Annotated in this window: 20 protein-coding genes and 1 pseudogene; 13 read left to right on the forward strand and 8 right to left on the reverse strand. The window is 61.0% G+C overall.

Annotated elements, in window-relative coordinates; genetic code table 11:
- Positions 1–44: 44 nt before the first annotated feature.
- The gene (locus tag WDN02_RS16955; protein WP_337294603.1) at positions 45–716 is read left to right on the forward strand and encodes an XRE family transcriptional regulator; all 672 of its coding nucleotides are present in this window, start codon (positions 45–47) and stop codon (positions 714–716) included.
- Here the strand turns inward: WDN02_RS16955 and WDN02_RS16960 are convergent.
- Entirely contained in the window at positions 691–1704 is a 1014-nt protein-coding gene (locus WDN02_RS16960) for a GlxA family transcriptional regulator (protein WP_337294604.1), read from the reverse strand. The two genes, WDN02_RS16955 and WDN02_RS16960, sit on opposite strands and share 26 nt — an antisense overlap.
- Positions 1705–1796: 92 nt before the next feature.
- Between WDN02_RS16960 and WDN02_RS16965 the strand changes: the two genes are divergently transcribed.
- From WDN02_RS16965 to WDN02_RS16980, 4 genes and pseudogenes are all read left to right on the forward strand, one after another.
- Positions 1797–3047, forward strand: coding sequence for a sarcosine oxidase subunit beta family protein (locus tag WDN02_RS16965; RefSeq protein ID WP_337294605.1), 1251 nt, complete (start codon positions 1797–1799; stop codon positions 3045–3047).
- 72 nt (positions 3048–3119) lie between these two features.
- The gene (locus WDN02_RS16970) at positions 3120–3386 is read left to right on the forward strand and encodes a sarcosine oxidase subunit delta (protein WP_337294606.1); all 267 of its coding nucleotides are present in this window, start codon (positions 3120–3122) and stop codon (positions 3384–3386) included.
- Positions 3383–6356: pseudogene (locus WDN02_RS16975) on the forward strand (sarcosine oxidase subunit alpha family protein). Before WDN02_RS16970 ends, WDN02_RS16975 begins: the two are co-directional and overlap by 4 nt.
- Positions 6349–6933 (forward strand): sarcosine oxidase subunit gamma family protein, encoded by a 585-nt coding sequence (locus WDN02_RS16980; protein WP_337294607.1) that lies wholly within the window; start codon positions 6349–6351, stop codon positions 6931–6933. Before WDN02_RS16975 ends, WDN02_RS16980 begins: the two are co-directional and overlap by 8 nt.
- Positions 6934–6988: 55 nt before the next feature.
- On the opposite strand, the gene WDN02_RS16985 is transcribed toward WDN02_RS16980, so the two are convergent.
- Positions 6989–7582 (reverse strand): hypothetical protein, encoded by a 594-nt coding sequence (locus WDN02_RS16985; protein WP_337294608.1) that lies wholly within the window; start codon positions 7580–7582, stop codon positions 6989–6991.
- On the opposite strand from WDN02_RS16985, the gene WDN02_RS16990 reads away from it, so the two are divergent.
- The 4 genes from WDN02_RS16990 (at position 7573) to WDN02_RS17005 (ending at position 10586) form a co-directional block, all read left to right on the forward strand.
- The gene (locus WDN02_RS16990; protein ID WP_337294609.1) at positions 7573–8193 is read left to right on the forward strand and encodes a DUF4126 domain-containing protein; all 621 of its coding nucleotides are present in this window, start codon (positions 7573–7575) and stop codon (positions 8191–8193) included. The genes WDN02_RS16985 and WDN02_RS16990 overlap by 10 nt on opposite strands.
- Before the next feature lie 163 nt (positions 8194–8356).
- Positions 8357–9754 (forward strand): IS701 family transposase, encoded by a 1398-nt coding sequence (locus WDN02_RS16995; RefSeq protein WP_337294610.1) that lies wholly within the window; start codon positions 8357–8359, stop codon positions 9752–9754.
- Positions 9755–9831: 77 nt separating this feature from the next.
- Positions 9832–10200 (forward strand): transposase, encoded by a 369-nt coding sequence (locus WDN02_RS17000; protein WP_337292878.1) that lies wholly within the window; start codon positions 9832–9834, stop codon positions 10198–10200.
- Positions 10092–10586, forward strand: coding sequence for an IS5 family transposase (locus tag WDN02_RS17005; RefSeq protein WP_337294929.1), 495 nt, complete (start codon positions 10092–10094; stop codon positions 10584–10586). Before WDN02_RS17000 ends, WDN02_RS17005 begins: the two co-directional genes overlap by 109 nt.
- A 657-nt stretch (positions 10587–11243) precedes the next feature.
- On the opposite strand, the gene WDN02_RS17010 is transcribed toward WDN02_RS17005, so the two are convergent.
- Positions 11244–11408 carry a hypothetical protein gene (locus WDN02_RS17010; RefSeq protein ID WP_337294611.1) on the reverse strand — a complete coding sequence of 55 codons (165 nt, stop codon included), beginning with the start codon at positions 11406–11408 and terminating at the stop codon, positions 11244–11246.
- A gap of 108 nt (positions 11409–11516) precedes the next feature.
- Complete coding sequence (locus WDN02_RS17015) at positions 11517–12593, reverse strand: hypothetical protein (RefSeq protein ID WP_337294612.1); 1077 nt, start codon at positions 12591–12593, stop codon at positions 11517–11519.
- Positions 12594–12807: 214 nt separating this feature from the next.
- Between WDN02_RS17015 and mtnA the strand changes: the two genes are divergently transcribed.
- Both mtnA and WDN02_RS17025 read left to right on the forward strand, forming a co-directional pair.
- On the forward strand, positions 12808–13905 hold the full coding sequence (gene mtnA / locus WDN02_RS17020) for an S-methyl-5-thioribose-1-phosphate isomerase (protein WP_337294613.1): 1098 nt from the start codon (positions 12808–12810) through the stop codon (positions 13903–13905).
- An 18-nt stretch (positions 13906–13923) separates the two neighbouring features.
- Positions 13924–15417 carry an amino acid permease gene (locus WDN02_RS17025; protein ID WP_337294614.1) on the forward strand — a complete coding sequence of 498 codons (1494 nt, stop codon included), beginning with the start codon at positions 13924–13926 and terminating at the stop codon, positions 15415–15417.
- Positions 15418–15431: 14 nt separating this feature from the next.
- On the opposite strand, the gene WDN02_RS17030 is transcribed toward WDN02_RS17025, so the two are convergent.
- Together WDN02_RS17030 and gltB are read right to left on the reverse strand one after the other, a co-directional pair.
- A complete protein-coding gene (locus WDN02_RS17030) occupies positions 15432–16850 on the reverse strand; it encodes a glutamate synthase subunit beta (protein ID WP_337294615.1) in 1419 nt (472 codons plus the stop codon).
- A gap of 63 nt (positions 16851–16913) precedes the next feature.
- A complete protein-coding gene (gene gltB, locus WDN02_RS17035; protein ID WP_337294616.1) occupies positions 16914–21662 on the reverse strand; it encodes a glutamate synthase large subunit in 4749 nt (1582 codons plus the stop codon).
- A 359-nt stretch (positions 21663–22021) separates the two neighbouring features.
- Here gltB and WDN02_RS17040 point away from each other — a divergent pair, with 359 nt between their 5' ends.
- The gene (locus WDN02_RS17040) at positions 22022–22483 is read left to right on the forward strand and encodes a hypothetical protein (RefSeq protein WP_337294617.1); all 462 of its coding nucleotides are present in this window, start codon (positions 22022–22024) and stop codon (positions 22481–22483) included.
- Positions 22484–22547: 64 nt separating this feature from the next.
- Here WDN02_RS17040 and WDN02_RS17045 read toward each other — a convergent pair whose 3' ends face one another.
- Positions 22548–23030, reverse strand: a complete 483-nt coding sequence (locus tag WDN02_RS17045) for an Hsp20 family protein (protein WP_337294618.1) — start codon at positions 23028–23030, stop codon at positions 22548–22550.
- Between the two features lie 190 nt (positions 23031–23220).
- On the opposite strand from WDN02_RS17045, the gene WDN02_RS17050 reads away from it, so the two are divergent.
- A complete protein-coding gene (locus WDN02_RS17050) occupies positions 23221–24243 on the forward strand; it encodes an alpha/beta hydrolase (RefSeq protein ID WP_337294619.1) in 1023 nt (340 codons plus the stop codon).
- Here the strand turns inward: WDN02_RS17050 and hisN are convergent.
- Positions 24240–25034 carry a histidinol-phosphatase gene (hisN, locus tag WDN02_RS17055; protein WP_337294620.1) on the reverse strand — a complete coding sequence of 265 codons (795 nt, stop codon included), beginning with the start codon at positions 25032–25034 and terminating at the stop codon, positions 24240–24242. The two genes, WDN02_RS17050 and hisN, sit on opposite strands and share 4 nt — an antisense overlap.
- Positions 25035–25224 lie beyond the last annotated feature (190 nt).

A 25224-nucleotide genomic window follows, 5' to 3' on the forward strand; every position in this document is an offset into this window, starting at 1 on the left:
TTAATCGTTAGAGCTTGTCGAATTCACATTCGCCGGTCGAAAGCATGGATCGCAAGACGAAGAACGCCGTCGCAGTGGCAGACGATTCCGCTACCACTGCACAAAATCTGCTGACGGTCTCAAACGCTCCGCCTGGAGAGGCGCGCAGCCTCGAGCGGGCGATCGGCAGCCAGATCCGGCAATTGCGGCGGCGTCTCAATCTCTCGGTCGCCGATCTTGCCAGCGCCGCGCAGATCTCGACCGGCATGATGTCGAAGATCGAAACGGGGCAGATTTCGGCCTCCCTCGCCTCGCTTCAATCGATTGCCGCGGCGTTGAGCGCGCCAATGACCTCCCTCTTCGCCGCCTTCGAGGAGCAGCGCGATTGCTCTTTCGTGAAGGCGGATCAAGGCGTCGTCATCGAGCGGCGCGGCTCCAAGGTCGGGCATATCTACCAGCTTCTCGGCCACGCGCTGGGTGGTGACATCGCGGTCGAGCCTTATCTCATCACTTTGGAGAAAGAAGCCGCGCCTTACACCGCGTTTCAGCACGCCGGCCGCGAGTTCATCTATATGCTCACCGGCGTCGTCGATTATCGCCACGGCGATAAGGTCTATCGACTCGCGCCGGGAGATTCGCTTCTGTTCGATTCGAGCGCCATGCATGGCCCGGAGAATTTGATCGAACTGCCGATGACCTATCTTTCGATCATCATCTATCAACGCGACCGGACCTGATTTTCGTTTTCACCTTTATTGGTCGCTCCTGCAGGGGCGCATGGCCGAAGCGCTCTTTGAATTGCCGGGAGAAATGGCTGGCGCTTTGAAAGCCGCTCGCAAGTCCCACTTCCGCAATCGGCATCGCCGTCTGCCGTAGCAGCGTTCGCGCCCGTTCAAGCCGGACTTCGCGATAATGACCGTCGAGCGTCGTATCGAGATGGTGCGCGAAGAGCCGTTCGAGCTGGCGCACGGAGATGCCGGCAGCCTGCGCCAGGGCTCGCCTTTTCATCGGGCGCTCAACATGGCCTTCGATCAGCTCCAACGCCGTCAGGAGATGCGCATTGGCTGTATCATAGCGCTCCTGCAGGGAGCGACGTTGCGCGCCCGTTCCAAGCCTGATGTCGGTTTGCAGAAACCAGTCGCTGACCTTGTCGGCGAGCACACGACCCTGCTCCGCGGCGATCAATGCATGCATCATGTCGAGCGCGGCAATGCCGCCGGCGCACGTGAGCCTGTCGCGGTCGATCTCATAGAGCGAGCAGCGTAATGTGAGCTGCGGAAAGCTTTCGCGGAAAGCCGGAACGTGTTCCCAGTGAATGGTGCAGCGGTGGCCGTCGAGAAGGCCGGCGCGGGCCAGAATGAAAGGGCCGCCGGAGACGCCGCCGATCCGCACGCCGCGGCGCGCCAGACGCCGAAGCCATTGCAATGTCGCCTCGTCGGCAAATTCCGCCGGATTGCCGCCGGCGCAAACAAAAAGCGTATCGAGATCTAGATCGGCACCCACAAGATGCTGCGTTTGCACCAAGAGTCCGGCGGACGCGGCTGCGCCGTTTCGATGGACACCGATCGCGACCCACTCGTAGAGGCTGCGGCCCGCGAGCACATTGGCAGCGCGGAACGGCTCAATCGCGGACGCAAATGACATCAGCGCGAAATCGTCGATCAGCAGAAAGCCCAGCTTTCGCACCTCATCGCGCTGCCCCACTGATATGTCGCCTTTGGTCATGGAAATGGCGCTCGTGGACAAGATTTTCCATTTATCCGCGTCCATGCTGGCCGAAGTCAAGGCCGCAGCGCCGCCGCCCCTTTGCGATCGACATGCATTATTCCTTCTTGTCCCTGCTGAAAAACGCCTTCACCGGCCATCAAGGCTGGACGCCGACGTGGCGCGATGCCGAACCCAAGCCGGAATACGACGCCATCATCGTCGGCGGCGGCGGCCACGGTCTTTCGACCGCCTATTATCTCGCCAAAGAGCATGGCCTCACCAATGTCGCGGTGCTGGAAAAAGGCTGGATCGGCGGCGGCAATATCGGCCGCAACACGACGATTATCCGTTCAAACTATCTGTTGCCCGGCAATATCGTCTTCTACGAATGGTCGATGAAGCTCTGGGAAAAACTGGAGCAGGATTTCAACTACAATGCGATGGTCAGCCAACGCGGCGTGTTGAATCTCTATCATTCCGATGGCCAGCGCGACGCCTATGCGCGGCGCGGCAATGCGATGCGGCTCCACGGCGTCGATGCGGACTTGCTCGACCGCGAGCAGGTGCGCGCCATGCTGCCATTTCTGAATTTCGATGATGCGCGCTTCCCGATTCAAGGTGGCCTTTTGCAGAAGCGTGGCGGCACGGCACGGCACGATGCCGTTGCCTGGGGTTATGCGCGCGGTGCCAGCGACCGCGGCGTCGATATCGTGCAGAATTGCGAAGTGACGGGCCTGACCATCGAGAACGGCCGCGTCACCGGCGTTGAGACGACGCGCGGCCCCATCCGCGCCAAAAAGGTCGGTCTTTCCGTTGCCGGCAACAGCTCGCGCGTTGCGGCCTTCGCCGGCCTGCGCCTGCCGATCGAAAGCCATGTCATTCAGGCTTTCGTTTCGGAAGGTTTAAAGCCTCTCATTCCGAACGTCATCACGTTCGGTGCTGGTCATTTCTACATCAGCCAATCCGACAAGGGCGGCCTCGTCTTCGGCGGCGATCTCGATGGCTACAAGTCCTATGCCCAGCGCGGCAATCTGCCGACGGTGAAGGATGTCTGCGAAGGCGGCATGGCGTTGATGCCGATGATTGGGCGCCTGCGCGTTCTACGCAACTGGGGTGGCATCATGGACATGTCGGCGGATGGTTCGCCGATCATCGACAAGACGCCGGTCGAAGGCCTCTATCTCAACACTGGCTGGAACTACGGCGGCTTCAAAGCCGTGCCCGCGGCGGGCTGGTGCTTCGCTCATCTGATTGCCCGCGACGAAACACATTCCGCTGCCGCGGCTTTCCGGCTCGATCGCTTCGCCCGCGGCGCGGTCCTCGACGAAAAGGGCCAAGGCCCGCAACCCAATCTGCATTAGAGCGGGATGCAAAAAAGTGGAGACCGGTTTTTTGTTTCAATCCCGCTCTAAGACCATCGTGATGTAGACGCCATGCGTATCCCCTGCCCCTATTGCGGTTTCCGCGACCTTTCCGAATTCGTCACCTTCGGCGAAGCGACAGGCCCGCGCCCCGATCCCGCAGCGCCAGACGCGGCGGAGAAATTCTTCGACTATGCTTATCTGCGCACCAACCCCGCCGGCCCGAGCGAGGAATATTGGTATCATGCGTTCGGTTGTCGCTCGTGGCTGAAAGTCGTGCGTGAGACGCGCACGCATACAATCGAAAGCGCCGTTCTCGCCAGGGAGGGCGCGCGATGAGCGCTCTGCTGCGTCTGCCAAACGGCGGCCTCATCGATCGGCGCCGCGAAATCGCTTTCAAGTTCGACGGCAAGAATTACCTCGGCCATCCCGGCGACACACTCGCCTCCGCGTTGATGGCGAATGGGGTCAAACTCGTCGGCCGGTCCTTCAAATATCATCGGCCACGCGGCATCTTCACCGCCGGGCCGGAAGAGCCGAATGCACTTGTCACTCTACGCGACGGCGCGCGGCGCGAGCCGAACACCAAAGCGACAACGATCGAGCTGTATGACCGCCTCGTTGCGACAAGCCAGAATTGCTGGCCGTCGCTCAGCCTCGACATTCTTTCGATCAATCAGCTTTTCGCGCCACTCTTCGTCGGCGGCTTCTACTACAAGACGTTCATGTGGCCCGCCTCCTTTTGGGAGAAGGTCTATGAGCCGGCGATCCGCCGCGCTGCCGGGCTTGGCGCAGCGAGCGCCCTGCCCGATCCGGATCATTACGAGCACGCGACGGCCTATTGCGATGTGCTGGTCATCGGCTCCGGACCGGCGGGTCTTGCTGCGGCTCTGGCCGCCGGGCGCGCAGGCGCACGCGTCATCTTGTGCGAGGAAGATTTCCGCTTGGGCGGCCGACTGTTATCTGAGGCACGCGAAATCGATTCCATGCCCGGCACCGAATGGGTCACAAATGCTGAAGCGGAACTGGCCGCGATGCCGGACGTGCGCATTTTCCGCCGCACCTCTGTTTTCGGAACCTATGACGGCGGTGTCTATGGCGCGCTCGAACACGTCGCCGATCATCTGCCGCAACCAGCGCCGCACCAGCCGCGCCAGCGTCTCTGGCAGATCGTTGCGCGCCGCACGCTCAATGCGATGGGCGCGATCGAGCGGCCTATCGTCTTCAACGGTAACGATCGTCCGGGCGTAATGCTGGCTTCTGCGCTGCGCACCTATGTCAACCGTTTCGCCGCAACGCCCAGCCGCAAGATCGCATTCTTCGTGTCGTCGGATGACGGCTGGCTCGCCGCGCAGGACGTCTTGAACGCCGGTCTCGAAATCGAGATCATGATCGACTCGCGAGGCAGCGTCGCGGACTCACTCACCCGGCCCGTCGCCCGCGCCGGCGTCCGCATTCTGCTCGATGCATTCGTGACCGGCACGCACGGACATTTCGGATTGAAGCGCATCGATGTGCGAAAGAACGACAAAGTGCTTCAATTCGACGTGGACGTGCTGGCGGTCTCCAACGGCCACAATCCGCAAGTGGGGCTGACGACGCATCTTGGCGGCAAGCCCATCTGGTCGGATACGCACAGCGCCTTTTTGCCCGGTGAACTTCCGCTTGGCATGCGAGTCGCGGGAGCCGCGGCCGGCGATTTCGGCCTTGGCGCCTGCCTGAAGGCTGGAATGCAAACCGGCCAAACGCTCGCCGCCGACCTTGGTTTTGCGGCAACGCCCGCGGATATTCCGCGCGCCGATGACGAGCCAAGCTCGACGTCGTCGATCTGGTATATCGAGGGTGGCAAAGGGAAAGCCTTTGTCGATCAGCAAAACGATGTGACCGCCAAAGACATTTCCATCGCCAAGACCGAAGGCTTCCGCTCGGTCGAACATCTGAAGCGCTACACGACGCTCGGCATGGCGACCGAGCAAGGCAAGACGTCGAGTGTCAACGGTCAAGCGCTGATGGCGCATCTGACCGGCCGCACGATGCACGATGCCGGCACGACGCGCTTCCGGCCGCCGCATGTGCCCGTTGCGATCGGGGCTTTGGCCGGTGGCCATGTCGGCAAGCATTTCAAGGCGACGCGCTATTGCGCGGGCCATGACTGGGCGCTCGAAAACGGCGCGACAATGGTCGAAGCCGGACAATGGTTGCGGCCGCGCTGGTTCACACAGGCCGGTGAAAGTGATTGGCTCGAAAGCGTGACCCGCGAAGTGAAGACGGTGCGCGCGGCGGTCGGCATCTGCGACGTTTCGAGCCTCGGCAAGATTGACATTCAGGGCCGCCATGCCGGTATTTTTCTCGATCGCGTCTATGTCAACATGTTCTCGACTCTGCCGGTGGGCAAAGCGCGCTACGGCCTCATGCTGCGCGAAGATGGTTTCGTGCTCGACGATGGCACGACCGCGCGGCTTGGCCCGGAGGAATATGTGATGTCGACCACCACCGGCAATGCCGGCAAGGTGATGCAGCATCTCGAATTCTGCCATCAGGTTCTATGGCCGGAGCTCGATGTCGCGATGGTGTCGGTCACCGAACAATGGACGCAATATGCCGTTGCTGGTCCCAAATCGCGGGAACTCTTGAAGAACCTGTTCGGCGATGCGTTCAATATGTCGAATGAGGCCTTTCCATTCCTCGCTTGCGCCGAATTCGTCTGGGGCGGCGTCACGGCGCGGCTCTATCGCATTTCCTTCTCGGGCGAGCTTGCCTACGAAATCGCCGTGTCGGCGAATTATGGCGACAGCCTCATGCGCGCATTGATGCGCGCCGGCGCGCCGTTTGGCGTCGTACCCTACGGCAGCGAAGCGCTGGGCGTCTTGCGCATCGAGAAGGGGCACGTCTCCGTGCCCGAGCTGAACGGCCAGACGACGGCGGCGGATCTCGGCCTCGGCAAGATGCTCTCCAAGAAAAAAGATTTCATCGGCCGCGTGCTGGCGGATCGTCCGGCGCTGACCGATCCGGAACGGCCCGGCCTCGTCGGCCTGAAGCCTGTCGACCCGGGCCAGCGGCTACGCTCCGGCGCGCATCTCCTACCCCTCGACGCCGCGGAAAGCGCAGAGAATGACGAGGGCTATATGACCTCCGTCGCCTATTCGCCGCACGCCGGCTGCTGGGTCGGGCTGGGGCTGCTCAAGCACGGTGCGACGCGCATCGGCGAATATGTCCGCGCCTACGATCCCGTCCGCAACGGCGATGTCGAGGTCGAGGTCGTTTCCCCCGATCTTCGTCGATCCCGAAGGGAAATGGCTGCATGAGTGAAGTATTGGAATTTCGCTCGCCCTGTGTCGGCGCTCTGAAAGATATCGGGCTCACGGGCCTGCCCGGCGTCAACGTGCGCGAACGCGCGCCGCAGATTGCGACAATCATCGCGCGCGGGCCAATTGGCGAATTCGCGCAGCGCCTTAAAGAGGCTTTCGGCGTCGAACTCACGTTGGGGAGCAAAATGAGTTCAGGCGGTGGCCTCATACTGGTCGCAACGGGTCCCCGCGCTTGGCTAGCCGTGCGCGAAGGCGGCGACAATTTGGTGAACGCGCTGCGTCAAGGCCTGGGCGAGACGGCCGCGATCACGGATCAATCGAGCGGCTATGCCGTTTTGCGGATCGCGGGTCCAAACGCGCGCGCTACATTCGAGAAAGGACTTGGCGTCGATCTGCATCCGCGCGCCTTTCAGGCGGGCGATGCGGCCTCGACCTCCTGCGCGCATCTCAATGTCGTTATCTGGCAGATCGACGACGCGCCGACCTATGACGTCGCTGTCCCGCGCAGTTTCGCGGCCGCCTTCTGTCATTGGCTCAGCGAAAGCGCCGCCGAGTTCGGACTTAAAGTTCTGGTTTAGCTTTAAGTGTCTAAGTTCGATGTGTTGGGCATCTGCGGCGTTCGGACCCAGGACGCTACCGAAGACCCGAGTTTGCGATGTGGGCCTTTGCCAGCTCCACGCTGAAGGCGAATATCCTGTCGCCTGTCCCAGCCATGAAGTTATCCACGCTCGGGAACCCATACACCCGCCGTCTTGTCGCCCTGACATCGGCGTCCCGTTCCTTGCATATCTTGATAGCTGCCGTCGCGATTTGTTCGGGCTTCTTGCCCGCGACCGGCGAAGCCGCGATGACGCGCCGAAGACAGACTTCATAAGCCTGCAGATAATTTTGGACGGCCTCGATGAGCCGAGGGGTGAAGCTGTCCTGGATGGCTTGAGCCGGCACAACGGTCATGGCGGTCAATATGATCAGAACAAGGGTGATTCTCTGCATCGTGGCAAAATAACCGCAGATGGGCCGCAGGTCACGCCAATCGACAGCCGCACAAGACGCTAACTCCCGATACATTGCTTTAATCGACGGCGAACATGGGGCTGCCTCACCGGCTCCGAGCGTCAACGGTGCGGCGAACGGGTCATGAAATTGAAAAAAGGCCACACGCTGCGCTAAGCTGATCGAGCCCGTCTCACGGCTCGATATGGAAGCGAGACGCTCCGATGAATACACATCCTGGAATCATAACACTGCTCGGCATCGCCGCCAGCGTCAGCCTGCTTTCAGGCTGGCGGCTCTATCTGTGCATTCTTGCGACGGGCCTTGCGATGCACTGGCATATCGTGCCGCTACCCGAGCATCTTCAGGCGTTGCGCGTGTTGGCTAGCCCTTGGGTGATGGGCGCCGCCACATTGGCAACGCTCTGCGAGTTCTTTGCCGACAAGGTGCCGTGGATCGACACGATCTGGGATACGGTCCATACGGCAATCCGCCCAATAGGCGGCGCCCTCTTGGCGACCGCCATCGTCGATCCGTCCGATCCCACGATGCAGGTGGTGGCTTTCATTCTTGGCGGCGGCGGTGCGCTGCTGGCGCATAGCGGCAAAGCCGGGGCGCGCGCGATAGTCAACGTCAGCCCCGAGCCGTTCAGCAATATCGCCCTTTCTACAACTGAGGACATCGCCACCAGCGGATTGCTCTACGTGGTCTATGCATACCCCTATGTTTCGGGCGCGGTGGCGGTCGGCCTGCTCGTCTTAACAGGTGGAATGATCTGCGTGGCATGGAGAACCGTTGGGCGCATATTTCGTCGCAAACCCACTGCCAGTCGAGCGCGCCCTTAAAGAGGGCGCTTCGTCTTCTTGGATGCCGACAAAGACAGTGGATTAGTCTTACTGAGTCAGAAAGCCGCGGCGGTTTGCGGAGGCGACTCACGTAGGCTTGGGAGATTCATTTCGGCACGGAGGCCATGATGGATCTTCGAACGGATGGCTGTGCGGAACGGTTTTGGGTTACGTTGCAGGGCTGGTGAGCGTGCTCGGTCATGTGGACCGAGCTCGTCCGCTACGCGATTATTGCACCGGGCTTCTGATGCCGGTCGAACGCAAGAGCGTTGAGCCGATGGCGGCGGTGACAGCGCCGGAACGGACGGCGGCACAGCACCAATCCCTGTTGCACTTCGTGGGTGAGGGACGCTGGTCCGATGAGGCGGTTTTGGCCAAGGTGCAGGAGATGGTCCTGCCGAAGATCGAGGACCATGGACCAATCCAGGCGTGGATCATCGATGACACAGGGTTCCCCAAGAAAGGCCGGCATTCGGTCGGCGTGGCGCGGCAATATTGCGGCCAGCTGGGCAAGCAGGATAATTGTCAGGTCGCCGTCTCGCTGTCGCTGGCCAACAGGCACGCCAGCCTGCCGGTAGCTTATCAGCTCTATCTTCCGCACGACTGGGCCGACGACGAACTGCGGCGGTGCAAAGCCCATGTGCCTCAGGAGATCGGCTTCAAGACCAAGCCCGAGATCGCGCTCGCGCAAATCCGCGCGGCCTATGACGCGGGACTGCCTCGCGGCGTCGTCCTGATGGACGCTGGCTATGGCGCCAACACGGAGCTGCGCCGGGCCATTGCCGCCTTGGGCTTGACCTATGTCGCCGGCATTCTGCCCAACACCACAGTGTGGGCGCCGGGCACCGCACCGGCTCGTCCCAAGGCGTGGTCAGGCCGCGGCCGCCCACCCAGCCTGATGCGCCGCGACAGCCACCACCAACCGATCTCGGTGAAGGCGCTGGCGCAGAGCCTGCCGGCCAAAGCCTGGCGCACGGTCACATGGCGCGAAGGAACCGCCGAGCCGCTCACCTCGCGTTTCGCACGCCTGCGCGTTCGTGCCGCCCATCGCGATTACAATCTGTCCGAGGCGCGGCTTGAAGAATGGCTATTGATCGAGTGGCCCAAGGGCGAAGCTGAACCGATAAAATACTGGTTCTCGACGCTGCCGGAGAAAATCGCATTCACGCGTCTGGTTGACCTTACAAAGCTGCGTTGGCGCATCGAGCGCGATTATCAGGATCTCAAGCAGGAGATCGGCCTGGGGCACTTCGAAGGCCGCGGCTGGCGCGGCTTCCATCATCACGCGACGCTGTGCATTGCCTCCTATGGATTCCTGATCTGCGAAAGGCAGACGATTCCCCCCTCGGGCATGCGTCCCGGCGGGGTCTTCCAAACGCCTTGTCTTTCCGCCAATCAGCGACCCCGCGGCTCTGCCGCTGCGCACAGAACGTCACATCCCAAACTCCATCGCGACCATGCGACGACGATTAACGGTCGCGCTCGCCAGACAACTCGCGCGATGTCCCTGCTGTGCACGACCGATCAAGAAAGTCAGGCTACGAAATTTATGACGCAGTAAGACTAGGCTCAGGACCCATTAAATTGTTGCGTGAGGGTTAGCGGATTGATTCAATGGGGATGTCGGGAGGCATCGCCATGGCTGATTTGTTGTTGCTGTCGGAGGCGCAGATGCGCCGGATCGAACCGTATTTTCCATTGTCGCACGGGATTGCGAGGGTTGACGATCGGCGGGTGATCAGTGGCATCGTCTTCGTCATCAGAAACGGTCTGCGCTGGCGCGATGCGCCGCCCGGCTATGGTCCGCACAAGACGATCTACAATCGGTTTGTGCGTTGGAGCCGCCTCGGCGTGTTCAACAAGATCTTCGCCGAACTGGCACGCAAGGCCGGCAAGCCATCTCGTCTGATGATCGATGCGACGCATCTGAAAGCGCATCGCACCGCCGCCAGCCTTTTAAAAAAGGGTCTGTTTCCCGACGTATCGGCCGCACGAAGGGCGGCCTGAACTCCAAGCTGCACGCCGTATGCGATGGTCAGGGGCGCCCCGTCATCATGCTGCTCAGCGAAGGCCAGATGAGCGATTATAGGGGCGCGGCCCTGATGATCGATGCTCTACCGTCCGCGAAGCAGTTGCTCGCTGACAAGGGCTATGATGCCGACTGGTTTCGCCGGGCTCTTACCGAACGCGGCATCGCGGCCTGCATCCCATCGAAGTCAAACCGAAAAAAGCCGATCGAACATGACCGCGAGCTCTATCGTCAACGGCACAAGATCGAGAACATGTTCGGCAGGCTCAAGGACTGGCGACGCATCCACACCCGATACGACCGATGCGCCCATACATTCATGTCTGCCATCTGTATCGCAGCCGCCGTCATCTTCTGGCTCTAATCAATGAGTCCTGACCCTAGGTGTCAGGCTCAGAAAACAAAAGGTTGAACGAGGCTGCAACCAGAGCAACCTTCAAAATTCCCGTCGCGAACTTTAGAGGTCGCTATGAGAACGTTTCTCGCCCTTGTGTTTTTATCCGCGTCCTCTGCTTTTGCCAGCGCCGCTACCTACACGATCCAAAACTGGCCTCAGGACTTGAACAAGGTTCCCTGCGATGCGTGGCAGCGCGGGAGCGACGGAACATGGACCGAAGTCGGCACAATCATTGTCGGAGGGCACGCAACTTCAGGAATGACGTTCAAAGATACGGACGAGGCGAAAATCCTAGACGACAAATGTCACCATTAATGACGTAAGTTTTATCTTGAGAGGCAAATGATGAACTCGATCCTTCGTGTCTGCTTGGCGCTGTTGCTCGTTTCAATCTGCGCGGCGCCAGCCTTTGCGGCGGGAACCCCGCAGCAACGACGCGCCTGTCGCGCAGACGCCTTTCGTCTGTGCCGCCAATACATCCCGTGGGAGCGCCCGGTCAAAGCCTGTATGATTGCGAACTTTTCGAAACTCAGCCCGCTATGCCGCGCGCAGTTTCGCTCCGGCCGCACCTAACGCTGAATACCATCGCTTTTGATGTACGAAATATGTTTGAGTTCGATGCGGTTACATGGCGCATTCGAAGAGACGGAAATGAGATTCTTGAACATAGCGTGGCTTGGCTTGGCGGTGTTCGCGTTGTTGCTGGCCGCGTATCTCTTCCGATACCAAATCGTGGAGGCGCAGAACTTCGTGGTCGTCCTGGATCGCTGGACGGGCACCGTCAGCCATTGCGCAGCCGCCTATTGCGGAAGCAATCGCTCAGATTGAAATGCTTGGAAGCGCCGATCCGCCTTCCCGCCGCCCCATCGTGAAAGGGAGGCGGACGGCCGCTTCCCTCTAATCGTGCTCGTAATCGACATAGCCGCGGCTTGTCACCACGACCCAGCCATCGCCGCGCCGCTCGATCGCACGCACCGTCCCCGCACCCGGAAGCGTATCACCCGGCATGACTTCGATGGCACCTTGCGGCCCTTCGACCAAGGCGATGCCGCGATAAACATCGCGCACGACCCAATCGTTGAGTGGCTGCGACGCATGGCGGGGCGCCACGGCAGAGGCGAGCGTGACCGGGCTGGGCGCGGCCGCATTCGGGATCGACCCGGTTGAATCGCCCGACGTGGTCTCTGTCCGCGCCGCACGGTCGAGCGTCGCTTGGATAGCTTGAGCGTCGAGACGCGCGACGCGCGCTTTTTCGGCCGTAGCAGCATGAGCGTGGTCGAGCTTGGCGGTCAGTTGCGCGATCTGCGCCTTGTAATCGGCTTTTTCGGCCTCGAAGCCGGCCTTCAGCCCATCAAGGCTTTTCCGCAAGCTGCGCATCTGGTCGGGTTCGCCCTGCAAGGCCGCGAGACGTGCCTGCAACTTGTGAACTTCGCTGTTGAGCGCGACCGTCTCGTGGCGAAGCGCGGCGAGTTGCGGTTCGTCTGAGCCGACAGATACGGCCGATGGCGTGGCCTCCGTCGCAGGCGGAGCGATCGCAGCGACCGTCGCAGATTGCGGCACCATCGCAGCATGCGCGGGAGCCGATCCGGGAGCCGACAAATAATGGCTGCCAACGGCATAGGCGCCCCCTGCGATAAGCAGGACCGCCGCAGCGCGCATGGCATTATTTGTCAATGAACTCCGTTTCATCCGCGCTGGACCACCAAGGCGCTCGCCGGCGCTGAAGCCGCTGCCGATCTTTTCTTTCTGCGGCGGCAGGATAACCAGCGCCGAACCGGGAAACGATTCGACTTCCGGCGGCTCCTCGCTTTCGGCTCCGCTCGCGCTGGTCGCGGCTTTCGGTTCGAACTTCGTCAGCGCGTGCGACGTGTTGTTCGCTTCACCCGGCGCAGCGGGTGCGGCATCGGCCGCGCCTTCAGGCACAGACTCGGATTTCTTATCGTCGAAAGCTTGCGGATCGGCAGAGGAATCCATGGCATGTGTCCCGGCAGCAGATTAAGACATTCGCAACGTTGCAGGGGATTTCGTTAAAAGCTTGTTGAAGAATCGGCATTTCCCCGTCCGGAGGCGGCAGGTTTGCGACAAATCGCACATTTCCGGCGCGGCGCTTGCTTGCCAAACCTGCCCATGCTTTCGCCGCACAAATTCTCGACCCTCCCTGCGAAACCACATTCTTTCAGGATCTTAGATGCGCGTTGACGGCAAGCCGACCCGTACGATCTGGCCGGCCGCGAATGGCGGAGGGGTCATGATCATCGATCAGACCCGCCTGCCCCACGAATTCGTGATTTCGGAACTCGTCACGCTCGACAACTTCGCATCGGCCATCAAGGACATGAAAGTTCGCGGCGCGCCGTTGATCGGCGTCACCGCAGCCTATGGCTTGGCTATCGCCTTACGCGACGATCCGGGCGATTCCGGTCTTGCTGCGGCAAGCGCAAAACTGCTCGCAACGCGGCCGACAGCCGTCAACCTCGCTTGGGCGCTCGACGTCATGCGCGCGGCGCTCGCGCCTTTGCCGCCGGCCGCACGGCCCGAGGCCGCTTTCGCCAAAGCTGGCGAACTTGCCGATCTCGATGTCGCGATCTGTGACGCTATTGGCGTCAACGGCCTCGCGCTGATCAGCGAGATCGCGGAGCGCAAATCGCGCGTGAACATCCTGACTCATTGCAACGCCGGCTGGCTTGCGACGGTTGACTGGGGCACGGCGACAGCGCCGATCTACAAAGCGCAGGATGCCGGCATCGATCTTCACGTCTATGTCGATGAGACCCGGCCGCGCAACCAAGGCGCCTCGCTCACCGCCTGGGAACTTTCGCAGCAAGGCATTTCGCATCAGGTGATCGTCGATAATGCCGGCGGCCACATCATGCAGCATGGCGGCGTCGATCTCGTGATTGTCGGCACCGACCGCACAACAGCAACCGGCGACGTCTGCAACAAGATCGGCACTTACCTCAAAGCCCTCGCGGCAAAGGACAACGACGTGCCGTTTTATGTCGCGGCGCCCTCCTCCTCTATCGACTTTGCGATCGCGGACGGTGTGCGCGACATTCCGATTGAAGAACGCAATGCGCGCGAAGTCACGCACATGCGCGGACGGACGGACGATGGCCGGCTCGAAACGGTGCGCATCGTGCCGGAGGGAAGTCGTGCCACCAATCCGGCGTTCGACGTGACGCCCGCGCGCCTTGTGACAGGACTCATCACCGAACGCGGCATCATTGCGCCACGAAAAGACGCTCTCGCAACCGCCTTTCCTGAACGGCTGCAACTTGTAGACTGAACCAAACTGGGGGACCGCATGGCCGATCTTTTTGCCTGCAAATCATTGGCGGTTCTCGAAGCGGAAGCGACAAATGCCGAATCCCAGAGCATTCTTGCGCACGGTCGCCCGCCCCTTAAGCGCACGCTCAACCTTGTAAGTCTGACGGCGATCGGAATTGGCGGCCTCATCGGGGCGGGCATTTTCGTCCTCACCGGTCATGCCGCAGCCGAATATGCCGGCCCGGCGATCGTCCTCTCCTTCCTGTTGTCAGGCTTTGCCTGCGCGCTGGCGGGACTTTGCTACGCCGAGCTTGCCTCCGCCGTCCCCGTTGCGGGGAGCGCCTACACTTACGCCTATGCGAGCATGGGCGAATTCATCGCCTGGATCATCGGCTGGGATCTGATCCTCGAATATGCGCTGGGTTCGACAACAGTCGCGATAGGCTGGTCCGGCTATGTCACGAGTTTCCTCAACAATATCGGGCTGCATATTCCGTCGGCTTATGCCAGTGCGCCCTTCGCGTTCGATCCCATAAGCGGGCACTGGTCTCATACCGGCGCGTTCTTCAATTTTCCTGCGACTTTCATCATCATGCTGATGAGCACATTGCTCGTGATCGGCATTCGCGACTCGGCAGTCGCGAACAATGTGATCGTCGCGATCAAGCTTGTGATCATCATTCTCTTCATTGCGATCGGCGCCTTCTTCTTCAAGACATCGAATTGGGTCACCGCAACCAATCCGCATGGCGCCTTCATACCCCCGGCTTTGGGGCCCGGACATTACGGGTGGGGCGGCGTGTTGCGCGGCGCAGGCGTTGTCTTCTTTTCCTATATCGGCTTCGATGCGATCTCGACGGCGGCACAGGAAGCCATCGATCCCAAACGCGACATGGCGCGCTCGATCCTCGGTTCGCTCTTCTTTTGCATGCTCCTCTACGCGCTCGTTGGCCTGGTGATCACGGGCATCATCCCCTACGACCAACTGAACGTGCCGGACCCGATCGCCGTAGGTGTCGATCACATCGGCCTCGGCTTTTTCGCACCGATCGTAAAACTTGGCGCCATCCTCGGCTTAAGTTCTGTCGTCCTGGTGCTGTTGCTTGGACAAACGCGCATCTTTTACGCAATGGCGCATGATGGCCTTCTGCCGCCATTCGCGGCGCGCGTACATCCGAAATTTCGTACGCCCTATATCACGACGATCACGACCGGCATCATTGTCGCTGTTCTCGCCGGCCTCGCCCCCATCGGCCTTGTCGGAGAGCTCGTCTCGATCGGAACGCTGTTCGCCTTTGTTGTCGTTTGCATCGGCGTGGTAATTTTGCGCTTCCGGCATCCGAACATTGAACGGCCATTCAAAGCGCCCGCGATCGTGGTCGTCGGTCCGCTCGGCGCGGCGGTGTCACTGCTTCTGATGATCGGCTTGCCGCCCGATACCTGGATCCGGCTCGCCGTCTGGCTGGTGATCGGGCTTGCGATTTATTTCCTCTATGGCCGCAAGCACAGCCATTTAAACAAGGGCGTTTGAGCGGCCGCGCCCTCTCAGCGCGGCAGGACACTCTCGCCCATCAGGAATTCATCGACCGACTGCGCCGCCTGACGGCCTTCGCGAATCGCCCAGACGACGAGTGATTGTCCGCGGCGCATGTCGCCACACGCGAAAATCTTGTCGAGCGAGGACTTGTAGTCCTTCACATTGGCTTCGACATTGCCGCGCCCGTCGAGCTTGACGCCGAGCTTTTCCAACAGACCTTCGTAGATCGGCGCAACGAACCCCATCGCGAGCAACACGAGATCGGCTTCGAGAACGAACGCGCTGTCGGGAATCTCTTTCATCTTCTCGTCGAGACGGACGCAGACAAGCTGCTTGACCACGCCGTTCTCGCCGCGAAATTCCTTGGTCATCACGGCGAAGTCGCGCTTGGCGCCTTCCTCGTGGCTCGACGAGGTACGCAGCTTCAGCGGCCAATCCGGCCAAGTCAGAAGCTTGTTTTCCTTCTCCGGCGGCATCGTCATGATTTCAAGCTGTGTGACGCTCACGGCGCCCTGACGCACCGACGTACCGATGCAGTCCGAACCGGTGTCGCCGCCACCGATGACGATAACGCGCTTGCCGGCCGCGAGGATCGGCTGATTGGTATGGAACGGCTCGCGGCTGACGCGGCGGTTCTGTTGCGGCAAAAAATCCATCGCGAAGTGAATGCCGGCGAGATCGCGCCCGGGAATTGGCAGATCGCGCGGCTTCTCCGCCCCGCCCGCAAGCACGAGAGCGTCGCAATCATCGAGCAGATTGGCGGGATCGAGATCGACGCCGACATTGACGCCGCCGTGGAAATTCACACCCTCCGCTTCCATCTGCTGAACGCGGCGTTCGATCAGATGCTTCTCCATCTTGAAATCGGGAATGCCATAACGCAGCAAGCCCCCCATTTTCAGATGCTTGTCGAAGACATGCACATCATGGCCGACGCGCGCGAGCTGCTGCGCGCAGGCAAGGCCCGCGGGACCCGCGCCGACGACGCCAATTTTCTTGCCCGTGCGGCGCTCTGACGGCTCCGGCTTGACCCAACCCTTCGCAAAGGCGCGATCGACGATCGTGCATTCGATCGTTTTGATTGTCACCGGCTGATCGGTGAGATTGAGCGTGCAGGCAGCCTCGCACGGCGCCGGGCAAACGCGGCCGGTAAATTCCGGAAAATTATTGGTCGAATGAAGATTGCGCGCCGCCTCTTCCCAATCGGAATTGTAGACGAGGTCGTTCCAATCCGGGATCTGATTGTTAACCGGGCAGCCGTTGTGACAATACGGGATGCCGCAATCCATGCAGCGCGCGGCCTGATCCTTTGTCGCTTCTTCGGAAAGCGGGATCATGAATTCCTTGTAATTGCGGATGCGGTCGGACGCTGGCGCATAGCGCCGGTCGCGCCGGTCGATTTCGAGGAAGCCCGTAACTTTGCCCATATCAGCCCCAAACGCGCCCGCGTTACCAGCGGGCGAAATCGATTATCTGCGAATGCCTGACGTTTATTCGCCCGCGGCAGCGAATGGCGGCGCATCCTCTTCCTGCGCCAAAAGCTCGGCCAGCGCGCGCCGGTATTCCACCGGCATCACCTTCCGGAACTTGCCTTTGTACTCATCCCAATTGTCAAGGATGAGACGCGCCCGCATCGAGCCCGTGTAGGCCGCGTGATTGCTGATCAGCTGATGCAGGCGCTCGGCATCGAAGCGCGTCATGTCACGCATGACATCGACGCGACCGTGAAAGTCGAGATCGCCACCCTGATGATAGCTCTCCTGCATCTTCTCTTCTTCGGCGACGACCGGTTCGAGTTCGACCATCGCCAGATTGCAGCGCTGGGCGAAATCGCCATCCTCATCGAGGACATACGCGATGCCGCCCGACATGCCCGCGGCGAAATTGCGGCCCGTCTTGCCGATCACGACGACAATGCCGCCGGTCATATATTCGCAGCCGTGATCGCCGGTGCCCTCAACGACTGTGATCGCGCCGGAATTACGCACGCCAAAACGCTCGCCAGCAACGCCACGCAAGTAGCATTCCCCGGCGATCGCGCCGTAGAGCACCGTATTGCCCGCGATGATCGACTCTTCCGGCACGACGCGCGATTCTGCCGGCGGATAGATGATGATCTTGCCGCCCGAAAGACCCTTGCCGACATAATCGTTGGCCTGACCTTCGAGTTCGATCGTCACGCCTTTGGCGAGCCACCCACCGAAGCTCTGTCCAGCCGTGCCCTTCATTTTGATATGGACCGTTTCGTCCGGCAGGCCGGTGTGGCCGTAGACGCGGGCGATCTCCCCCGAAAGCATGGCGCCCGCCGTGCGATCGCTGTTACGGATCGTCGTTTCGATCCGCACCTTCGCGCCGCGCTGGATCGCCGGCTGCGCCTCCGCGATCAGGCCGCGGTCGAGCACTCTCTCGAGCTGATGATCCTGCCCTTCGGAATGATAGATCGCCTCCGGCCCGTCGGCAGTCGGCTTATGGAACAATTTCGAGAAATCGAGGCCGTGCGCCTTCCAATGCTCGACGACCTTGGCGCGGTCGAGCATCTGCATCTGGCCGACCATTTCATCGAATGTGCGATAGCCGAGCCTGGCCATCCATTCGCGCACTTCCTCAGCCACGAAGAAGAAATAATTGATGATATGCTCGGGCTGGCCAACGAAGCGCTTGCGCAGCACCGGGTCCTGCGTCGCGACACCGACCGGACAGGTATTGAGATGACACTTGCGCATCATGATGCAGCCGGCCGCGATCAGCGGCGCGGTGGCAAAACCGAACTCATCGGCGCCGAGCAGCGCGCCGACCACGACATCGCGCCCAGTGCGCAAACCACCATCGACCTGCACGGCAATGCGCGAACGCAGCCGGTTGAGCACCAGCGTCTGATGCGTCTCGGCGAGGCCGATCTCCCACGGCGAGCCCGCGTGCTTGATCGAGGTCAGCGGCGAAGCGCCCGTACCGCCCTCATAGCCCGAGATCGTGACGTGATCGGCCTTCGCCTTGGACACCCCGGCGGCGACCGTGCCGACACCGATTTCCGAGACGAGCTTCACCGACACGTCGGCGCGCGGATTGACGTTTTTCAGATCGTAGATGAGCTGCTTCAGATCTTCGATCGAATAGATGTCGTGATGTGGCGGCGGCGAAATAAGGCCGACGCCCTGTGTCGAGTGGCGAACCTTGGCAATGACGGCATCGACCTTGTGGCCGGGCAATTGGCCACCCTCGCCGGGCTTCGCACCTTGCGCCATCTTGATCTGGATCATGTCGGCGTTGACCAGATATTCCGCCGTCGCGCCGAAGCGACCGGAAGCGACCTGCTTGATCGCCGAGCGCATCGAATCGCCGTTCGGCAACGGCTTGAAGCGATCGGATTCCTCGCCGCCCTCGCCCGTATTCGATTTACCGCCGATGCGGTTCATCGCGATCGCGAGAGTCGTATGCGCCTCACGCGAGATCGAGCCGAACGACATGGCGCCCGTCGCAAAGCGCCGGACGATCGTTGCTACCGACTCGACTTCTTCTAACGGCACCGGCGTACGGCCATCTTCCTCGGCCGGGCGGATGCGGAACAGGCTGCGGATCGTCAACGGCCGTTCGCTCTCCTCATTCAGCAGCGCCGCATAGGACTTATAGGTCTCGACGGAATTGCTGCGCACGGCGTGCTGGAGCAGCGAGACGCTCTGCGGCGTCCAGGAATGCACTTCGCCGCGAATGCGATAGGCATATTCGCCGCCGACATCGAGCGCGTTGCGATAGATCGGCGCATTGCCGAAAGCGTCCTGATGCCGGCGTGCCGATTCCTGTGCGACTTCGGCGAGGCCGATGCCTCCGATGCGGCTCGCCGTGCCGGTAAAATAGCGGGCGACGAAATCATCGGCGAGGCCGATCGCATCGAATATCTGTCCACCGCAGTAAGATTGATAGGTCGAAATGCCCATCTTCGACATGACCTTCATCAGGCCCTTGTCGATCGACTTGATGTAGCGCTTCACCGCCTCGTGCCCGTCGACATCCTTGGGCAATTCGGAGGCGATTGCGTACAGCGTTTCAAACGCGAGATAGGGGTTGATCGCCTCGGCGCCATAGCCCGCGAGCAGCGCGAAATGATGCACTTCGCGCGCTTCGCCCGTCTCGACGACAAGGCCGACCGAGGTGCGCAGACCCTTGCGGATCAGATGATGATGCACGGCCGCAGTCGCGAGCAATGACGGAATCGGGATCCGGTCCGGCCCGACGAGGCGATCGGACAGAACGATGATCGTATAGCCGCTCGTGATTGCCTGTTCGGCGCGACTGCAGAGCCGATCGAGCGCCTCGGCCATGCCTTCGGCACCCTTGTCGGCCCCATAGGTCACGTCGAGCGTGCGTGTGTCGAACGTATCTTCGACCATGCCGATGTTGCGGATCTTTTCCAGATCGTCGTTCGTCAGAATCGGCTGCTTGACTTCAAGGCGCTTGCGCTTGGAATTGCCTTCGCGGTCGAAAATGTTCGGCCGCGGCCCGATGAAGGACACGAGGCTCATGACGATGTCTTCGCGGATCGGATCGATCGGCGGGTTCGTCACCTGCGCGAAATTCTGCTTGAAATAGGTGTAGAGCAGCTTCGACTTCGATGACAGCGCCGAGATCGGCGTGTCGGTACCCATCGAGCCGATCGCCTCCTGGCCAGTCTCGGCCATCGGCTCCATCAGCAGCGCAATATCTTCCTGCGTGTAGCCGAACGCCTGCTGGCGATCGAGCAAGGAGGCATCGCCTCGCGGTGGGCGTTGTCCGGATGGCGTCGGCAATTCTTCAAGCTTGATCTGCGTGCGCGCCAGCCAGTCGCCGTAAGGCGCCAGCTTCGACATTTCCGCCTTGATCTCGTCGTCCGAAATGATGCGGCCCTGTTCGAGATCGACGAGCAGCATCCGGCCCGGCTGAAGCCGCCATTTGGTGATGATCTTCTCTTCCGGGATCGGCAGCACGCCGACTTCCGACGCCATGACGACAAAGCCGTCATCGGTCACAATATAGCGCGCCGGACGCAGGCCGTTACGGTCGAGCGTCGCGCCGATCTGCCGGCCATCGGTGAAAGCCACGGCGGCGGGGCCGTCCCACGGCTCCATCAGCGCCGCATGATATTCGTAGAAAGCGCGACGGCTCTCATCCATCAACGGATTGCCCGACCAGGCCTCCGGGATCAGCATCATCATCGCGTGCGTCAGCGAATAGCCGCCGCGCACGAGGAATTCGAGCGCATTATCGAAACAGGCCGTGTCCGATTGTCCCTCGTAGGAAATCGGCCAAAGCTTCTTGATGTCGTCGCCAAACAGCGGCGAACTGACCGACGCTTCGCGCGCGGCCATCCAATTGTTATTGCCGCGCACGGTGTTGATCTCACCGTTATGCGCGACCATCCGGTAAGGATGCGCGAGCTGCCAGGTCGGGAACGTGTTGGTCGAGAAACGCTGATGCACGAGCGCCAGCGCCGATTCGAACAGCGGATCCTGCAGATCCTTGAAATATTCGCCAAGCTGCGTCGCGAGCAGCAGACCTTTGTAGACGATCGTGCGCGACGACAGGGAGACGATGTAGAATCCCTTGGTGCGCGGATCGTTGAGATCGCGCACGCTGTTCGAGATCACCTTGCGCAGGATGAACAGCCGCCGCTCGAACTCGTCATAGTCGGCGCCCGACCGCCCCGCGTCGAGGCCGCGCTCGATGAAAATCTGCCGGATGACAGGTTCTGTCGGCTTGATGCTCTCACCAAGTCCGGACGAATCGCGCGGCACGTCGCGCCACGCGAGCAAAACCTGCCCTTCGGCGGCAACGACCGATGCAATCAGCGATTCGATCTTGCTGCGGATTTCAGGATCGCGCGGCAGGAAGATGAGACCGGCGGCGTATTCGCCTAATGCCGGAAGCCGGAAGCCGAGTTTGTTGGCTTCCGCCGCAAAGAACCGATGCGGCATCTGCACCAGCATGCCGCAGCCGTCGCCCGCCTTGGGGTCTGCCCCCACGGCACCCCGGTGATCGAGGTTGAGGAGGATTTCCAGACCCTTGCCGATGATGTCGTGCGACTTCTGATTGTGCATATTGGCGATAAAGCCGACACCGCACGCATCATGCTCCTGGCGTGGGTCATAGAGACCCTGCGCCGGCGGCAGGCCGGGATCGAGACCGGCGCCGACGGAAAAAGCGGCTTTGCCGGCCGTCTGACCCCCGAGTTCCGACCCAATCCGCTGATGCTTTTCCACAGCCGTCATGCTCCGTCCCCAAAACTCAAAGCCGGGTCGAACTCGCCCATTGTCTGAGAATGCCCGCCGTCGCGACCAGCTCTGCGACTAGAAAATGCTGGAAACGTGCCAGCATCTTAAAAGGTCAACAAGGCTGTCCTATCCGCGGCGGGACTTTTTCAAATTTAGAATGAAAACACAAGCACACTTTAGGCCCGAGGGCAAAATATCGCGCCGCAACGTTGCCGTAGTGAAATCGATCGCGATCGGCGCATCTTTTTGCCCTTCTTCGTTCAAGCGCCGCGGGTCGCCGCGCCGCCGTAATCCATGCCGACTTTCGCCGGAATTCTTGTGAAGGTTATGATAGACGCCGACCGGATGGAGGACACATGTCTGGCTCTCGTACGCTAAGCTTCCGTGTCGTGCGCAGAGGCGCCCTTGCGTTTGCCGGCAGTCTTCTGGCCTCGCTCACAATTATTCCAGCAAACGCACAATATGGGCCGCCGCCGTGGGCCTATCCTTATTACCATGACTATCATGGCGGCTATCCATCACCGCCAGGTCCTCCGGGCGATGAAGGGCCGCCGGGTCCTGACTATCCGGGCAGCGGCTATGAGGCACCGCGGAGTTTCACGGTTGCAGACGTGCGCCGCCGCGTGACGAGGCTTGGTCTTCATCTCGTCGCGAAACCGCGCCGCAAGGATAATATTTTCCTTGCAGAAGCCGAGGACGCAAATGGCGTTGCCCATCGGATGGTGTTCGACGCAGACAGCGGCCATCTGATCGAAAACACCAAACTGCCACCCCGCAAAGACACGGCGCACAAAGCCGCGCCGAAAGCCGGTCAATAAAGCGCCAATGAAAAGGGCGCCGCGTGGGCGCCCTTCCCGATCCGCTGGGATGCGCTACGCGGGATTATGCAGCTTTTGGCGACGAATCGGTCTCGACGGCCTTCGGGCCGGTGGCCGCCTTGCCGATCGGCACCTGACGGGGCTTCTGCGCCTCCGGCAATTCGCGCACGAGATCGACGTGCAGCAGACCGTTCTCAAGGCTCGCACTCTTTACGTAGACGTGGTCGGCGAGCTGAAAACGCCGCTCGAACGCGCGCGCGGCAATGCCCTGATAAAGGACTTCCTTCTTCGCCGGATCGCTTTCAACCCGAGCTTCCTTCGAACCCCGGAGAATCACGCTGTTCTCGCGGCTCTCGACCGAAAGCTCGTTCTCGCTAAAGCCGGCGACAGCGACAGAGATGCGATAGGAATCTTCGCCCGTACGTTCGATATTGTAGGGCGGATAGGAAGGGGCGGCCTCAAAGCCAGCAGCCTGATCGACCAGATTGAACAGGCGGTCAAAGCCGATGGTCGATCGGTAAAGTGGCGTAAGATCGAGTTGGCGCATTTGCGTTCTCCTCAAAAAAAGCGAGCAGGCAACAGCCGGCCTAAAGCCCTGACTGCACCCAGTTTTCTGCGCGTCCGATTGGCCCACGCAACCTCGATATGGTAGGGGTTTTGGCCGTTGCAAGGATGGTTCTGGCAACAATTCCAGGACGCCGAACACGCCCGCAATATTGCGAAGGTAAGGCTTCGTCTTGGATCTGATCAGCATTCCCGCCAATCCCGTCCCAGACGGCGCCATCGTCACGACACTGACCGCGCAGGATGGCGTGAACTTGCGCGTTGCGCGTTGGGAGGGCCGGCCAACGCAACGCGGCACCGTCGTGATTCTTGCGGGACGCGCCGAATTCATCGAACGCTATTTCGAAACCGTCGCAGAATTGCTTGCCCGCGGCTTCGCCGTTGTGGCGCTGGACTGGCGCGGGCAAGGTTTGTCCGAACGTCAGCTCCGCAATTCCCGTAAAGGTCATATCGACGATTTTGAGATTTATGAGCGAGACCTCGTCGCGCTACGCGACCAGATCCTGACGCCGCTGTGCCCGAAGCCGTGGTTCGCGCTCGGCCACAGCATGGGTGCCGCCGTGCTGCTGGCGCAGGCGCACGCGGGTCGTTCGCCTTTTGCGCGGCTGGTTCTGACGTCGCCCATGATCGATTTATATCTATTGCGCTTCAAGGCCGGGGCGCGGCTCTTTATCGAAGGCCTGGATATTATCGGTCTCGGCGGCTCTTACATCCCCGGCGCCAGCGGCCGATCGATCTACCTGCGGCCCTTTGCGCAGCAAGTCCTGACATCGGACGAAACGCGCTATGCGCGCACCGTCGCGACGCTCAACGCCGCCCCGCAACTTGCTATCGGCGGCCCAACCGTGAGCTGGGCGAACGCGGCGCTGCGATTGATGCGCCAGTTCGAGAATCCCGATTATGCGCGCAGGACGCTGACACCGGCGCTTGTGATTGCCGTCGGTGCCGACCGGATCGTTGCGACGCCGGCGATCGAAGCCTTTGCCAGCCGTCTCAAGGCCGGCCATTTCATCACGCTGCCACAGGCGCGCCACGACATTTTGATGGAGCGCGATGTTTTTCGCAGCCAGTTCTGGGCGGCCTTCGATGCCTTCATTCCGGGCGCGGAAGATGAGATGGCAAAGACGCTGCGCGCGGCCCCACCACGCCGCCGCCGGCGCGGTCTGTTGCGTTGGCCACTGGCTGCGCGGGTTTAAGCGAGCAAGGCCAGCGCGGCCTCATGCAGACGCGCATCACCCGAGGCGATGACATCGCCGCCAGCGGCCGCATCGCCACCGGTCCAGGTTGTCACCACGCCCCCTGCCCCTTCGACGATCGGGATGAGCGGCGCAATATCGTAAGCCTTGACGCCAGCTTCGATGACGCAATCGACGTGGCCCGCGGCGAGCATCGCGAAGGCGTAGCAATCATAGCCATAGCGCGAGAGTCGCGTCTTTTCCTCGACGCGGCGAAATTTGGACAGCGCGTCCGGCGGATACAGCAGCGGCGAAGTCGTCAACAATGTCGCGCGCGACAAGGCCTCGCAGGCGCGGACGTAGAGCTTGCGTTGTATCAGCTTGTGGTCGTGCCCCGGCCCGCGCCAAGTCGCGACTTTCCCATCGCCGAAAAAATATTCGCGCGTGAACGGCTGCGCCATCGCGCCGTAAATCGGCCGGCCTCTATGCAAGAGACCGATCAGGGTTCCCCATGTCGGAAAACCCGAAATGAAGCTTTTGGTGCCGTCGATCGGATCGAGCACCCAGACATATTCCGCATCGTCGCGGTCATTGCCGAATTCTTCGCCGATGATGCCGTGATGGGCGAAAGTTTCGCGGATAAGGCGGCGCATCGCGACTTCGGCAGCTCGGTCGGCTTCGGTGACCGGATCGAAAACGCCACCTGCGCTTTTGTCCTCGGCGCCAAAGGTCGTGCGGAAAAACGGCAAGATCGTCTGGCCAGCGACGTCGGCGAGCTTTTCGATAAAGGCGGTGAGATCGACGGCTGTCATGCAAGACCCGAGAGAATCGAATGGACCATAACGGCAATGGATTTTGAATGGCGCGCCGAACTCAAGCTAAACTCTTTAACCCCGCCAGCGTGACACAATGGCAACGCGTCAGAAGCGCCTGAAAGTCAAGATTTCAAAGGGAAAATACGTGTATATATAATGCTTTAAGATGCTCGATGCGTCGCACCGC

Source organism: Methylovirgula sp. (genome assembly GCF_037200945.1).
In the GTDB taxonomy this organism is placed as follows: Bacteria; Pseudomonadota; Alphaproteobacteria; order Rhizobiales; family Beijerinckiaceae; genus Methylovirgula.

Excerpts from the sequence above, each read along its gene's own strand:
- WDN02_RS17030 (WP_337294615.1), bottom strand. The coding sequence starts at position 16,850 with ATGGGCAAAGTTACGGGCTTCCTCGAAATCGACCGGCGCGACCGGCGC.
- WDN02_RS16990 (WP_337294609.1), top strand. The coding sequence starts at position 7,573 with ATGAATACACATCCTGGAATCATAACACTGCTCGGCATCGCCGCCAGC.
- gltB (WP_337294616.1), bottom strand. The coding sequence starts at position 21,662 with ATGACGGCTGTGGAAAAGCATCAGCGGATTGGGTCGGAACTCGGGGGT.
- WDN02_RS17015 (WP_337294612.1), bottom strand. The coding sequence starts at position 12,593 with ATGGATTCCTCTGCCGATCCGCAAGCTTTCGACGATAAGAAATCCGAG.
- WDN02_RS16980 (WP_337294607.1), top strand. The coding sequence starts at position 6,349 with ATGAGTGAAGTATTGGAATTTCGCTCGCCCTGTGTCGGCGCTCTGAAA.
- WDN02_RS17010 (WP_337294611.1), bottom strand. The coding sequence starts at position 11,408 with ATGGCTGACGGTGCCCGTCCAGCGATCCAGGACGACCACGAAGTTCTG.
- WDN02_RS17040 (WP_337294617.1), top strand. The coding sequence starts at position 22,022 with ATGTCTGGCTCTCGTACGCTAAGCTTCCGTGTCGTGCGCAGAGGCGCC.
- WDN02_RS16960 (WP_337294604.1), bottom strand. The coding sequence starts at position 1,704 with ATGACCAAAGGCGACATATCAGTGGGGCAGCGCGATGAGGTGCGAAAG.
- WDN02_RS16970 (WP_337294606.1), top strand. The coding sequence starts at position 3,120 with ATGCGTATCCCCTGCCCCTATTGCGGTTTCCGCGACCTTTCCGAATTC.
- WDN02_RS16955 (WP_337294603.1), top strand. The coding sequence starts at position 45 with ATGGATCGCAAGACGAAGAACGCCGTCGCAGTGGCAGACGATTCCGCT.
- mtnA (WP_337294613.1), top strand. The coding sequence starts at position 12,808 with ATGCGCGTTGACGGCAAGCCGACCCGTACGATCTGGCCGGCCGCGAAT.
- hisN (WP_337294620.1), bottom strand. The coding sequence starts at position 25,034 with ATGACAGCCGTCGATCTCACCGCCTTTATCGAAAAGCTCGCCGACGTC.
- WDN02_RS16965 (WP_337294605.1), top strand. The coding sequence starts at position 1,797 with ATGCATTATTCCTTCTTGTCCCTGCTGAAAAACGCCTTCACCGGCCAT.
- WDN02_RS17000 (WP_337292878.1), top strand. The coding sequence starts at position 9,832 with ATGGCTGATTTGTTGTTGCTGTCGGAGGCGCAGATGCGCCGGATCGAA.
- WDN02_RS17045 (WP_337294618.1), bottom strand. The coding sequence starts at position 23,030 with ATGCGCCAACTCGATCTTACGCCACTTTACCGATCGACCATCGGCTTT.
- WDN02_RS17025 (WP_337294614.1), top strand. The coding sequence starts at position 13,924 with ATGGCCGATCTTTTTGCCTGCAAATCATTGGCGGTTCTCGAAGCGGAA.